Annotated in this window: 9 protein-coding genes and 3 pseudogenes; 3 read left to right on the top strand and 9 right to left on the bottom strand. The window is 58.4% G+C overall.

Going from position 1 to position 12942, the window contains the following annotated elements; translation table 11 throughout:
* Positions 1 to 740 precede the first annotated feature (740 nt).
* Positions 741 to 986: pseudogene (locus EN824_RS33210) on the top strand (helix-turn-helix transcriptional regulator); the annotation flags it as partial.
* Between the two features lie 781 nt (positions 987 to 1767).
* Here the strand turns inward: EN824_RS33210 and EN824_RS35470 are convergent.
* The 6 genes and pseudogenes from EN824_RS35470 to EN824_RS33185 form a co-directional block, all read right to left on the bottom strand.
* On the bottom strand, positions 1768 to 1908 hold the full coding sequence (locus tag EN824_RS35470; protein WP_189341863.1) for a hypothetical protein: 141 nt from the start codon (positions 1906 to 1908) through the stop codon (positions 1768 to 1770).
* Between the two features lie 32 nt (positions 1909 to 1940).
* Positions 1941 to 2780, bottom strand: coding sequence for a hypothetical protein (locus EN824_RS33205; protein ID WP_095489413.1), 840 nt, complete (start codon positions 2778 to 2780; stop codon positions 1941 to 1943).
* On the bottom strand, positions 2773 to 4029 hold the full coding sequence (gene ectB / locus EN824_RS33200; RefSeq protein WP_095489412.1) for a diaminobutyrate--2-oxoglutarate transaminase: 1257 nt from the start codon (positions 4027 to 4029) through the stop codon (positions 2773 to 2775). The genes EN824_RS33205 and ectB overlap by 8 nt, the downstream gene beginning before the upstream one ends.
* A 730-nt stretch (positions 4030 to 4759) precedes the next feature.
* Positions 4760 to 5560: pseudogene (gene istB, locus EN824_RS33195) on the bottom strand (IS21-like element helper ATPase IstB).
* Complete coding sequence (istA, locus tag EN824_RS33190; RefSeq protein ID WP_128314336.1) at positions 5560 to 6849, bottom strand: IS21 family transposase; 1290 nt, start codon at positions 6847 to 6849, stop codon at positions 5560 to 5562. The pseudogene istB and the gene istA overlap by 1 nt, the downstream one beginning before the upstream one ends.
* 450 nt (positions 6850 to 7299) lie before the next feature.
* Positions 7300 to 8016, bottom strand: coding sequence for an SPASM domain-containing protein (locus EN824_RS33185; RefSeq protein WP_224571099.1), 717 nt, complete (start codon positions 8014 to 8016; stop codon positions 7300 to 7302).
* 719 nt (positions 8017 to 8735) lie between these two features.
* Between EN824_RS33185 and EN824_RS33180 the strand changes: the two are divergent.
* Positions 8736 to 8971: pseudogene (locus EN824_RS33180) on the top strand (transposase); the annotation flags it as partial.
* Positions 8972 to 8987: 16 nt separating this feature from the next.
* Here the strand turns inward: EN824_RS33180 and EN824_RS36375 are convergent.
* Both EN824_RS36375 and EN824_RS36370 read right to left on the bottom strand, forming a co-directional pair.
* The gene (locus EN824_RS36375) at positions 8988 to 9230 is read right to left on the bottom strand and encodes a helix-turn-helix transcriptional regulator (protein WP_245486590.1); all 243 of its coding nucleotides are present in this window, start codon (positions 9228 to 9230) and stop codon (positions 8988 to 8990) included.
* 43 nt (positions 9231 to 9273) lie between these two features.
* Complete coding sequence (locus tag EN824_RS36370) at positions 9274 to 9738, bottom strand: autoinducer binding domain-containing protein (RefSeq protein WP_245330126.1); 465 nt, start codon at positions 9736 to 9738, stop codon at positions 9274 to 9276.
* Positions 9739 to 10373: 635 nt separating this feature from the next.
* Between EN824_RS36370 and EN824_RS33170 the strand changes: the two genes are divergently transcribed.
* Entirely contained in the window at positions 10374 to 12176 is a 1803-nt protein-coding gene (locus tag EN824_RS33170; RefSeq protein ID WP_128314337.1) for an ABC transporter ATP-binding protein, read from the top strand.
* 595 nt (positions 12177 to 12771) lie between these two features.
* Here the strand turns inward: EN824_RS33170 and EN824_RS33165 are convergent.
* Positions 12772 to 12894, bottom strand: a complete 123-nt coding sequence (locus EN824_RS33165; protein ID WP_245467838.1) for an exopolysaccharide production repressor protein — start codon at positions 12892 to 12894, stop codon at positions 12772 to 12774.
* Positions 12895 to 12942: the final 48 nt, after the last annotated feature.

Genomic DNA, 12942 nt, shown 5'->3' with positions numbered 1-12942 from the left:
CGCGCGGGCTCAGGATCGTTGGATTTAAGTGTAAGCTCTGAAATCGTCATGTGTCGAAGCCCTCAAAGGCTCCGAACATCGTTCCTCACGACCACGAGCGAAAGGTGCCACCGGAACAGCGCTTACGCTTGAGCGACTATCAACGACCAAGTTTCAAACTCTCTGGAGTGGGCTCGGGTTGGCGATAGTTTCGGTGGCACTATGTGACACTCTCGCTACGCTAACCGTTTGAGCTGCCGCCATTCCGGCAACACTGTTGGCCCTGCGTTAGCTGCCGGTCGACACCGCGTTGTCCCTTGGCATGTGGCATCCGGCAGGTTCCAAGAAGGCCTCGGACGCGACATACACGCGACCGCGAGGACCGCCGATTCAAGCGACGAGGACCGGAAGTGAGGTTGATTTTCCAATGCAAGTCGAAAGGATTGCCCGGGAGATGTTCGTCCTCCCGTCGGGTTGGCCAGAGCCAAGCCCACCTTGTCAACTGCGTCGGACAGACTTTCGGTAATCCCATTCACAACTATCCAGAATATAAGATGTTTCACCATTTTGAAGTTGCGCAATATAAAGATCAATATAATTTTACGTTCCGATAATTCACCGAGGGGAAACTCCGTGCTAAAGCTTTAATGCCGACCTGCCAAGGACGGCGCGCCGAGCCTTAGCCGCAGCTTTGTGCGCCGCTCGCAATATTCGGTGCAAACGGTTGCGGAGAAGGGATTATGGAACGCCCCCAACTCGAAGAAGTGCCCGTCCTTTCCGCAAGGGAAATAGAGTGCATACTCTGGGCAGCCAGAGGGAAATCGTCGTGGGAGATAGGACGAATACTTAACAGGTCCGAAAACACTGTGAATTTTCACATAAAAAACGTAATGCGGAAATTGGACACGGGCAGCAGAACGGTCGCTGCTATGAAGGCGGTAAGCCTCGGGATCATCGAACTAGAGGAAGCGGTGAGCGCCGCCGAAGTGTCGTCAGGCGACGATTAGAGTCTCGGTCTTTTCTGTAATGTAAGGCCGCTGAGCCCGGATTGCGCCAATAATCCCGTTATGGCTGCCGGGTCTCATAGTCGACCCACGAATGCGGCCTCGCAGTGTGAACAACACGATGACACAACGCCCACGGACCTGCGGAACGCGAGTTTTCGTCCATCGCATCCTCGGGCCGGGGTTGTGTTCACATTCATGAGGTGATCGAGAAGGCTGACCGGGAGGTTTTCCGCTGCGGGCGCGGTCTGAATCGCGTGGCGCAACTACGCCAGTACTTTGGGGTCTTGGTGACTTGCTGCAGGACGGAACGGCCGAATAGTTCGGGGCACAGCACCAGGGCCGACCACGCGCCATCGGAGGGGTTCATGCTGCGCCAGCGCACACCATATCAGTTCGATCTCAAACCGTACGATGCGAAGACCGCGCAGATGCCACCATGGCAGGCGCTGGCCGAAGAGACGCTCCTGATGCGGCAAAGCTGAGAGTGCGCCGGAACCTCGGCGAGGTTGGCGTAGACGAGCGTTATGTCGTGGAGTCCTCGGCCCATCGGCGGCTGCAAAATCTGAGAGCAGCCTCGCGCACCGGTCAACAGGAGGTGGCGCGCGTGATGGACGAGAAGATTCCGGCTCAACCATCTGGAGCGCCCTGCAGTCTGCGATGCGGCGTCGCCTGGTGAGTTGTGTGCGTCAAGTTCTGCTAAAATGGCGTGGCATTCAGTGGTGACGTTGAGTGTCCGCCGCGCAGCCGCCGTCTAGCGGAGCGGCGGACACACGGGCGGTGCTCAGGCGGCCAATGCCCTCAGGCTCTCCTTCGTGAGCTCGCGCAGACGGATCGCTTCAAGCCGGTTCTCTTGGATGCCCACCGCCAGCGCCCGCACCAGCCGCAGCTGGCGCAATTCGTCGAGATGTGCCTCGTCGACCATGCTGATCAAGGTCTACGGTGCGACGTCCAACTTCAGGTCCACCAGAGAACAAGGTCAGGCCGGGCAAATCCGAAAAAGCAATTCAGCACCAGGCGACGCTTTCCGTCGCCTGATTGACCGGTAACCCCGTGAACGAAGCCGCCATCGATTAGGGCGATATCCCCAGTTTTGAGCTCGAACTCGCGGTAAGGGACGGCCTCCAGATAGGCTGCCGAATAGGGATATCCAGTGGTCTCCACACCTTGCGATATCCGGTCCGCAACCGTCGGCTTGTGGCTCCAGAGCTTCAGATTGCCGCCTTGCTCAGGCATGCTGGGATAGAGGTTGAGCGCTGCGACCGTATTGTGCGCCACCGCAGAAAGCTCGTAATCATCGCCAGCACGTAAGACTTGAGCGACGTCGTCGTGGGGATCCAAGGAAAAGGTGCCTGTGCCCGACCAACTGAGGCCGCGACAAACATTGGCCTGGCCGTGTTCGGAACGGGCTAGCCGCAATTCGATTCCCTGGTTGTGAAGCTCTCGCTTCAACGCCCCGAATACTGCTCGAACCGGGTCAACCAAATTCTTAAAAAGGGCATCGACGTACGGCCGCGCGTTTTCGGCGTCTGCGAAATAGGTGGCTGCATCCTTTCTGTAGTGAGATGCGCCGACATATTGTCCGGGCACACCATCTTTACGCTCTCTGAGACCGGAGCTTCCAATAAAGTTCGTAGTGATCTCCTCGGCTACTTCGGTGCTGAAAGCTTGCTTGATGTGCAGAGCGGTGAGCTCACCTTTCAGGACCGAGATGATCTCCGACGTGTTGATCGATCCGGTCCGTTCTTTGATCGAAACCGGCGAGATGGCTGGCACTTGAGATATCTGACTAGACATTGTCTTGCTCCTGTAGTGCGTGTTCAAGTATGGTGATGCCACGATCGAGTTCGGCATCGGTGATGGTTATCGGTGGGAGGACTTTGATAACGTCGCGATTTGGCCCCGAGGATTCGATAAGAAGGCCATTTTCGAATGCGACATCGTGCACGCGGCCGACAACTGCCGGTGAACGGCATTTCAGGCCGGCCATCAGACCGCGGCCGCGCTTCTGTTCGATGTATCTTGGAAGTTTCGCAACCAGGCGATCGAGGTGCGTTTGCAGCCTGACGGCTGTCCGCTCGACACCTGCAGTAAATTTCCTATCCGACCACATCTTGCACATGGCTCCTGCCGTCACGAAGGCGAAATTGTTGCCTCTGAAGGTCCCGCTATGTTCTCCGGGCTTCCATATGTCCAAGTCGGGTCGAATCAGAACGATGGACAGCGGACTACCTGAACCGCTTAGTGACTTGGAAAGACACACAATATCCGGTTCGATTTTCGCGGACTCGAATGAGAAGAAATCGCCAGTTCGGCCCGCACCCGCCTGAATATCGTCGACGATAAAAACAATGCCGTGAGTACGGCAAATGCGCTGAATTTCCGTGAGCCAAGCTGCGGATGCGGCGTTCATGCCGCCTTCTGCCTGGATGGTCTCCAGAATGATTGCGGCAGGCTTTTCTATGCCGCTCCCCGGGTCGCTCAAAACGCTGTCGATGTAACTGGCGGAATCGAATGCTTGGTTCGGATAACCGTCATAGGGAACACGGATCACATCGTGGCGAGCAACGCCTCCCAGTTCCCTGGTTGAGGCCGAGCCCGACACCGCTAGAGAGCCGAGCGACATGCCGTGGAACGCATTCGTAAAGGCCATGACGCTCGAGCGGCCCGTGTATTTTCGCGCCAGCGCGAGCGCCGCTTCGTTGGCGTTCGTGCCGGTCGGCCCAGGAAACTGAATCTTGTACGAAAGGCCTCTGGGTTTCAGGATCCAATCGACGAACCCTTCAATGAAGTCGCGCTTTGCCGCCGTATGCATATCAAGCGACAGAAGAATGTTCTCCCCGACGAGATATTCAATCGCTGGCGCCATAATATCCGGATTGTTGTGCCCGTAGTTGAGTGCGCCGGAACCCACCAGGAAATCGATAAAGGGCTTACCCGTCTCGTCCCAGATCGTCGCCCCAAGGGCCTTCGTAAAGACGGTGGGGAACGCCCGGCAATAACGACGAACGTTAGATTCATGAGCCGTGAAAGTGTCGGTGTCCATATTAAGTCCTCTGCACATAGACGTTCAAAAAAGAGAGCTGTTTAATGGCTAGTGGTTTGCGGCAGATGTTCGTCGCTTAACATTGAAGCGGAATGCCGGAGGCAGATTTGTTGCTGGGATCCTCATCGACTATTATTAGGTTGCGTTGCCCTCCATTCAGGCGCCTTCGGAGAATGTGCTGCAATAAGATGGCTTCTAAAGCTTCCGCGAAAGCATGGATACTATGGCATCAGGTAGTTGACGTACCCACCCATCGCTACCCATAGCGCCTCCGGACAATGGATGAGTCCCAGGAGATCAGCGGGGTCGCGTCGCCAGAGGTTGTGTAGCTCGGCGGTAGCGAGAAGCCGCTCGCGAGCGCGCTCCTCAATAGCGCCGTAGCGAGCCAGCGGCTTCGCGGCGGTCATCAATATTCGCCGTTCAACCTCGGGCTGCGGACACCAACCTGATTCAAGAAACTATTTGATGACCGATGACACAGCGAAAGCCGCGCTCTCTTGGAGAAGACTGCGGATTCCGATCTCTTTCGCGAGATGATTGGCCCCCGAGCCGCCGGGTCAAGAGGGCGGGCCGCCGCGGGCGCCCTTGACGGAAAGCCCGTTCGTAAGCCAGGCGGAAGCAACCGGGAGACGCGCTGGCGAAGGGCCGCATCGGTTTCGAGAACGTCCACTACCGCGTGTCAAGCGAAGTGAGGATTTGACCCGCTGGGCGAACTGAAGATTTGACCCCCTCATTGTTTTGCGGTTTCGTTGGTACCGAGCGTCGTTCCGGCCTTCTGCAATAGGCCGGAACGACGCTTTTCGCGAAGCCGGTAGCTGTCGCCACGGATCGTTATCACTGTCGAATGATGAAGCAGGCGATCAAGGATCGCCGTTGCCACCACGGGATCGCCAAACACGCTGCCCCATTCGCCCACCGAGCGGTTGGAGGTGATCAGGATCGATCCCCGCTCATAACGCTGCGACACCAGCTGGAAGAACAGATGTGCGGCATTGGCTTCGAACGGGAGATAGCCGAGCTCGTCGATGATCAGCAGTTTCGGCCGCGACAGGGTCGTCAGTTGCTTTTCGAGTGAACCGTCGTCATTGGCCTTGGCCAGCATCGCCACGGCGTGGCCGCCGTGACGAACTGGACGCTATGGTTCTGCCGGATCGCCTCGCGCCCGAGAGCCACCGCCAGATGTGTTTTGCCCGTACCCGGAGGTCCAAGGAACAGGACCGTGTCGCCATGGGCAATCCAGCGGCAGGTCGCCAGCTCCCGGATTTGGCGCTGATCCAGCGACGGCTGCGCGTCGAAGTCGAAGCCATCGAGTTCGCGCACAAACGGGAACCGCGCGATCTTGCCTTCCATAGAGATGCGCCGCTCGTCGCGCCGCGCGATCTCGTGGGTCACCAGGAAGGCCAAAGCCTCGCGCAAGATCATCTGCGAACGCGCCGCTTCGTCCAGCAGCGTATCGAGCTGGTCCCGGATCGCGGTCAGCTTCAGCCGGTCGAGCTGAGCCAACCAGCATCTCGTGATCGACCGTCGTCATCACCAGCTGCCTCCCACCAGTGCCTCATATTCCGCCAGCGGCCGCAACAGAGCGGAAGGCGCAACGATATCCACCGGCGCCGATCGCACCGGCGCAGCAGCGCCGACCACGCCGGCAAGATGCGCGCGCTCGACAATCCGTTGGCGACGTCCGCGGCACAACGCATGATCCGCCACCACCTCGCCCGCATGACGCACGATAACGCGGCCGCCCAGCACCACGACCTGGACGCTCTCCCCGATCAGCCGCCAGGGAACCGAGTAACTGTTCGTGTCCAGGTCGATTGCGCAGTCTGCCTGGACCTTGCGCACGAGATCCCGCAGTTGCCCGAACGGCGCCCGTCCGCCCAGAGGGCGAAGCGCCATGGCTTCTTCGGCAAAGCGCTCCGCAGGAGCCACCCCGGTCGTGCCATGCACACGCTGATCGGCAATCTCGCGCGTCCACCGTTCCAGATGCGCCTCGAACGCCGCCCAGTTCTCGAACCGGCGGCCGACAATCGCATTGTGCTTGACGTAGCCGACCCCGCGTTCGTCCTTTCCCTTCGTACGCGCCCGGTAGGGCGCACAAGCCCGTGGCGTAAATCCCCAGTAGCGGGCAAAGGCGTGCAGCCGCACATTGAAGCGCACCTCCCGCGTCGCCGCATCGTGATGTTCGACCAGCGCCTTCGGATTATCGAACAGCACTTCCGTTGGAACCCCGCCGAAGCGAAGGAAGGCTCCTTCCATCCCCTCCAACCAGTCCGCCTGGCGCTCCCGAAGCGAGGGACGGATATGCAGCCGACGCGAGTAACCCAGCGTTGCCACAAACAGGTGCACCCGAACACGCTCGCCGCCGATCCACGCCCGCGTGTCGCCAAAGTCGATCTGCATCTGATGTCCCGGCGCCGTCTCAAACCGAACCGTTGCGCGCTTCTGCACCCTCAACTCCCGACGCCAACCCTGCACCCGAAGCTCCACCGACCGAAGCCCTATGACGATCCCATGTTCGCTCTCCAGTTCCTGGCGCACCACATCGGCGTTGCCACCATGGCGGAAGAAGCGCTCCCGCAGCCAATCGTCTAGCCCGTCAAACGCGCTCCGCCGCACAGGCTTGCGAAACGGAACAGTCCCGCCTTCGCGCAGATACCGACGCACCGTGTTGCGCGCGCACCCGAATTCCTTCGCCAGCCGCTTCGCTCCCCAGCCAAGCTCATGCAGCCGCAGCATCGCTGCCACCTCTTCAGGCTGAAGCATCTCCTCTCCCTGCATCGTTCTCGACAATGCAGGAATCGCCGAAATCCCAATCGTCATTCATGCCTCCTCTCATAACCGAGGGGGTCAGTTCTTCATTTCGTCAGGGGGTCAGTTTCTCAATTCGCCCGACACCGCGACGGCAACCATCCCCGGCCGCAGCTGGGGCTGCTGCCTTCAGGCGAGTCGAAAAGGAGATAGTCTGGGAGGGTAAAGGCGTTGACGAGGTGGGCCGTGAGTAAGCAACCAAGCGCTGATCGGGATCGACGAACGCTATTTCCGTCCGACCGAGGTTGACCTGTGATCGGCGTTACCCCAAGCCAGGCAGGCCGACAAGCTCGGTTGGAAGGCGAAGACCTTTCGATGAGCTCGTCTCCGAAATGCCTCGGGGTCCACTGCCGCGCCTACGGAATCATGCTGGCGTCACGCGAAATGCGATGGCGTCGCGGGCAGGTGCATGTGTCGTGGGGCCATCCGCACTGCCGGCACGCCCTCTCGGCCGGCATCCACTCAGGTCCGGTCGTTTGGGTCGGCGAATTCACACATCCTGCAAAGCAGAAAACCATCCGCTCCATTCATGCGGTCGACGATTTCGCGAAAAACTGGTTTTTCAAACAGAGCGGAGTAACCCTCATATAGAAGGTTGCCCAATACGTGACGCCGTTCAAAATCCATAGAGCACAGGGTAACGTCGCCGTTTGGAAGAAGAACATTCCGATACTGTCGTGCGTCCACGCAGGTTAGGGCTCCGACCACTGGCTGACGTGGTGCAACGATCTTAGGGTCGACGCTTCCACCCCTACTGCTCACCGGCCGCGCTTTTATCAGGGCTTCGGTAGGAATAATGTCGGCTATATCTGGGTGGGGCTCGCCCAAGGCCACGAATCGGATCAAGGGGATGTCCGCGTCGACGAGTTGACGAACCAGATCGCGATACTTGTCTCCGACCAGGCGGCTGTTCATGTAGGTGCCGTCATCGAAAACATGGACCACGAATACGCCCAAGCGCAAGGCTTGCAATCGCTGCAGGTCCTGCCCGTTCATTCCCACCAGCGTCGTAAAAATCCTGATGCCATGGCCTTTGGCGAAGGCGTGCTCCACCATTTCGGTACAGTCCGGATTGAGCCAAGGTTCGGAGTATCCCGCAAAACCAATGTCGACGGAAGTCGGTACGCGGGCCAGACACCGCTTGAAATCTTCAAGATCCAGATGACTCGCATGAGACACTTTTCTTTGCCGGACCGCGAACTTGTCCTGGGGACAATATGAACATCCTACGACGCATCCCGTGGTCGTCGTTATCTCCAAAACCCTGCCGGCTGTGTTTGCTGAGCGAAGTTCCGGTAAAATCACTGGTGATTACTCCCATCTACTTCCTGCGAAGCGCCACGATGGTGTGCGTGTGCCTTTGGCTTTCTGATACCGCCTGCTGATCTACCGAGGCAACGCAGCCATCTACCCTTTTTGGCAGCCTAAGCCGCCCGGTTCACCGATTTGCCGGGCCGACCCTTCACAAACTTCCGGCGCGTCGGACCAGAGACAGCATTGCATCTTTCGAGGCATCACTCGCTCCGGAGATGTAGCCTCAACCGTTGGTCGCTGGCCCGTCGCCGAGATGCGCGCGCAGCACCCTCGAACCCGCCGGAGAGAAGCTTTCTGGATGCCGTCGATCATCCTTCATCGAGCGAGTTCCGTGTTCTCATGCGGGTCAGCCCTCACACTATATTGCCGCACATCGACCAGCAAAGGCCGAGCTAGTGCGCCTGGCGCGCAGTTACTGCGAGATAGGCTTCGAAAAGCCCGACAGGGCTAAGACGCTCCGCTGTATTGAACCCGACATGTTTTCTGACGGCTGTCAGATTTTGGACACACATCACTCATCGTCAGTCGCTTAATACGGATGGTAGTTTCTTCCAGGAATCGGTGACATTGAACACCACCCTGTCATGACCGCCCAATCTCAGCGAAGCGAACTCAGCATCGCCACCAGGACCAAGCCTGAAGATAAATCCGCCATAGCAGCGTCAACGACATTTTGCTTTCGAACCCGGATGGATTGCACGAGGTGATTCGCGCCGTGATGCAGGAGGTGCTCGAGGCCGAGATGGACGAGGCGCTGGATGCTTCGAAGAGCGAGCGCACGCCGGAGCGTCTCGGCTATCACGCGCGCTACTACGGGCGGAGAACTAGCTGCGCACCTACGGCGGTTCGATAATCCCAAGTTTCAAAGCTTTTACAACAGCTACCGTTCTGCTGGTCGCATCCAACTTCCGCATTACATTTTTTAAATGGAAATCTATCGTATTTCGTGATCTGCCTAAAATAGTTCCTATTTCCCATGACGATTTTCCTTTCGACACCCAATCAATGCACTGTATTTCTCTCGGAGAGAGGTTATGAATTTGTTCCGACGCAGTCGTAGTGTTGAACCTCGTAACCATCAGATGAAACCGCAGCGCGGCCATTTGCAGGTAGGTGATCGTTCTATTCTGCAATTCGCAGTCCGAGGATTGAGCAAAAACTCACAAACCTAAAGCTGTCACCAGGGCCATGTAATGGGACGGTAACGCCTGACCTCAAGCCGAATGTTGCTGCTTCGTCCAAGACGCGGCGTCCATCTTCAGTTATGCTTTCATCGGTATACACCTCGCTCCATCGAAAGGGCCCCGCCTCCTTTCGACCTTTCTTGATGAGTGGGTCTATTTTGGCATAGCCCATTCTCGAGTAGCGCTCCTGCCATTCAGCAGGATAATTCCACATCACCACAGAACCCTCTCGGTTCGGCTTGAAAACCCCCTGTTTTGATGCGAGCGGGCCATAGGCAATCCACGGGCAATCGAACTTCAGCGCAAACGCAGACATCCGTTCGAACAACTGTTCGGATTGAGCGATATCATCAGTCATCTCGAGGAATAGGTCTAACTCGACCGCAATCCGCGGGAGTTCCATGATGCCTCCTTCATTGCGTTCTCATTGGTGCAAAGTTTGCTCCAGCCCAGCCTCGCAACATGCGAAGTCAACGGGACCGAGCCGGAGTTCCTTCCGCCACCTGGAGTACCTTCAAGAGTCGTGCCAGCTTGCGAGCGAAGCTTCTTCTTCAGGTTGTCAATCGACTGGGGAGGTACCCAGGAGGCGAACCGAACAGCACTGTGTCGGGGAGCGCACAATCCGACAGTCGAGCATTCGATTGACGGAATATGGGCAGGAAAGTATTCGCGGCGCGCTTTTGAAATCAGCACCTAAGTCTCGGGCCTGAGAGAGCTGCATTGCCTGTACTTATTTGATCGAGGCAGGAACAATTTAGAATTCAATCGATACATCGACCCTCTTTTCCAATCTCCCGAGTTGGGCAGCCGAAGCAATAGTATTCGACTGGATCGCGGCTGACTTTCTCCAGGCTCGGTAACCTGCTGAATTTGCCCTTCGGCTGTTCCCGCTCGGTTGGCACGACTTTTGAACCTCACCATCGTGAGGCGGCAGGAGCTGCCCGCCAAAATTGATGCTGTTATGGGGGAGGTCGAGATTCCAGTTTTGTCTTTTAACGTCTTTGGGACGGAGCGTGTTGATGCGCCCGCTTGGAAACTATGAAACGTTTCCCCGTCCATGGGCGCGGCGCCACTTGTCGCGAAGTTTTCGCCTTCACTGTTCGCCTCTGGAACAGGCAGCCGGCCCGGCTCGCGATCATAATGACCGCGATGCTCGCCTCCACGCTGGCTGACGTGTTGATGCCGCTCTATTCTGGCCGACTCATCGACGCTGTTTCTCGTGCTGCTAATGCGGCAGCACCAGCTTCGGATTCAGCTGTTGCAGCATTCTCTGTACCGATTGCATTGGCACTCGGTGGCATTGCCATGCGCCACGTCGCCTTCATTGGCCTGAGCGACCTGGTGTTGAAAATGATTTCCGACGTCGCGACCGAAGCGTTCCATCATGTGCAGCGCTTTTCGACAGACTGGCATGCAAACAGCTTCGCCGGCTCGACAGTGCGCAAGATAACGCGCGGCATGTGGGCGCTCGACCTCCTCAACAGCACGATACTCGTCACGCTGCTCCCGTCGTTTGTCATCTTGATCGGCTCGACGGTGCTGCTCGGCTGGCACTGGCCGGTCATGGGCGTGATCTTTGCTTGCGGCTCTCTCGTCTACCTTGCGTTTTCGATTTCGCTGTCGCTCGGCTATGTCGCGCCAGCGGCGAGCCTTGCCAACCGATGGGACACAAGGCTCAGCGGCGCGCTTGCGGACGCGGTCAGTTGCAACGCTGTGGTCAAGGGCTTCGGCGCAGAGGTTCGCGAAGACGAGCGGCTTGCAAATATCATGACGAAATGGCGGCACCGCGCGCGCCGGAGCTGGGTGCGCGGAACGATCATCGGCTCAACCCAAGGCGTAACTTTGGTTGCGCTCAGGGTGGCGGTGGTCGGATATGCCCTGCTTCTGTGGTCGCATGGACAGGCAACGCCGGGCGAGATAGCATATGTTCTCACGTCCTTCATCGTCCTGCAGGGCTATCTGCGTGATGCCGGCATGCATGTCCGCAACGTGCAGCACTCGGTTAATGATATGGAAGAACTGGTGGCCATCCACAATCAGCACGTGGATGTTGCCGATCGTCCAGAGGCCAAGCCGATCCGGATCACGAAGGGCCGTATCGATTTCGAGAACGTCCACTTCCGCTACGCCAACCATCCCCTGCCGCTCTATAGCGAATGTTCGCTGTCGATTGAAGCTGGCGAAAGGGTTGGGTTGGTTGGACCCTCCGGTTCCGGCAAGACAACATTCGTGAAGCTGATCCAGAGACTCTACGACCTGAGCGGCGGCCGGATCCTGATAGACGGTCAGGACGTCTCCGAGGTGACCCAAGAGTCCCTTCGTTCGCAGATCGCGATCGTGCAGCAGGAGCCGATCCTGTTTCACAGGTCGCTTGCCGAGAACATCGCCTATGGACGGCCTGGCGCGAGCCAGGCCGAGATCGAGCAAGCGGCACGACTGGCAAGTGCCCACGAATTCATCGCGCCCCTGCCGAAGGGCTATGGGACATTGGTCGGCGAAAGGGGTTTGAAGCTCTCCGGCGGCGAGCGCCAGCGCGTGGCGATCGCGCGCGCCTTCCTCGCGAACGCGCCGATCCTTATTCTGGACGAGGCCACATCGAGCCTCGATTCGGAATCCGAGGTGCTCATTCAACAAGCGGTGGATCGGTTGATGGTGGGCCGAACCACACTCGTCATCGCACACCGGCTGTCGACGGTCCGCTCGCTCGATCGGCTGCTCGTCTTCGACCGTGGCCGCATCATGGAGGACGGCGATCATGCCGCCCTGATCAATCTCGATGGTGGCATTTACCGCCGCCTCTTCGAACGGCAGGCGTTGGAACTCGCGAAGGGCCTGGCCTGATCGCTAAATCGGCTTGCGCGATGCGCCGAGCCGTTGCCGGAGAGGGGTGTGGCAGTGACGAGCGGCGGGCGTTAGGCGGCAAAACCAGCACGGCCGGAACTGTCCGCCAAACGGGCGAGCGGGAATGCCACGTCTAAGCTTCGGCGAATGCGCGCAGTTACACGCGGGCACCGAATTGTCGCGCCTAACGGCGCACGCACCAAAAGGGCGGGAATGTCGACGGCCCGGGAAGAGTGCGGCCCTCGCCGTTACCCACATTTCGCCAAAGGAAGCGAAGTCAACGCACATTGAGAGGGCGGTGCTTCCCGGCCGGCTGGGATCCCTGTCGCTGGCCCAACCTACCGCACGCCGGCCACGTCAACGGTTCAAAGTCCCTTCGGTTCGCAAAGTCGTCCCCTTGGAGACCCGGAAGCGCAGGAGCTCCGACCGCAGTCTTCGCTCAACTCTGGCCATCTGCTCCGGGATTGGATTCCGTTCCCTTGCTAGCACAGTGGCAGCTGAGCACGAACTCGCCGGCCCCGTGTCTTTCGATTACGGCCAACGGGCTTAGGAAGAGATTGGATTCGCCGGCCCTCTGCGGAGCGAATGAACAGTTCTACAGATCATCGACGTCCGCGAAAAAGAGCACGCAGCCGAAGTAGCCGGCCTGAAGCAGCAGCGAACAGGCCAGCGTCGTGACGACTGCCACACGGAGCGAATCCAAAGCGAAGTAAACCATCGACGCATTGCTGCACAGGACCAGCCCCACGAGCCGACAAAAAGATGA

Source organism: Mesorhizobium sp. M8A.F.Ca.ET.181.01.1.1 (genome assembly GCF_004792025.1).
GTDB lineage: Bacteria > Pseudomonadota > Alphaproteobacteria > Rhizobiales > Rhizobiaceae > Mesorhizobium.
The sequence above is the reverse complement of the archived record's forward strand: the minus strand, read 5'-3'. Positions and strand labels throughout refer to the sequence as shown.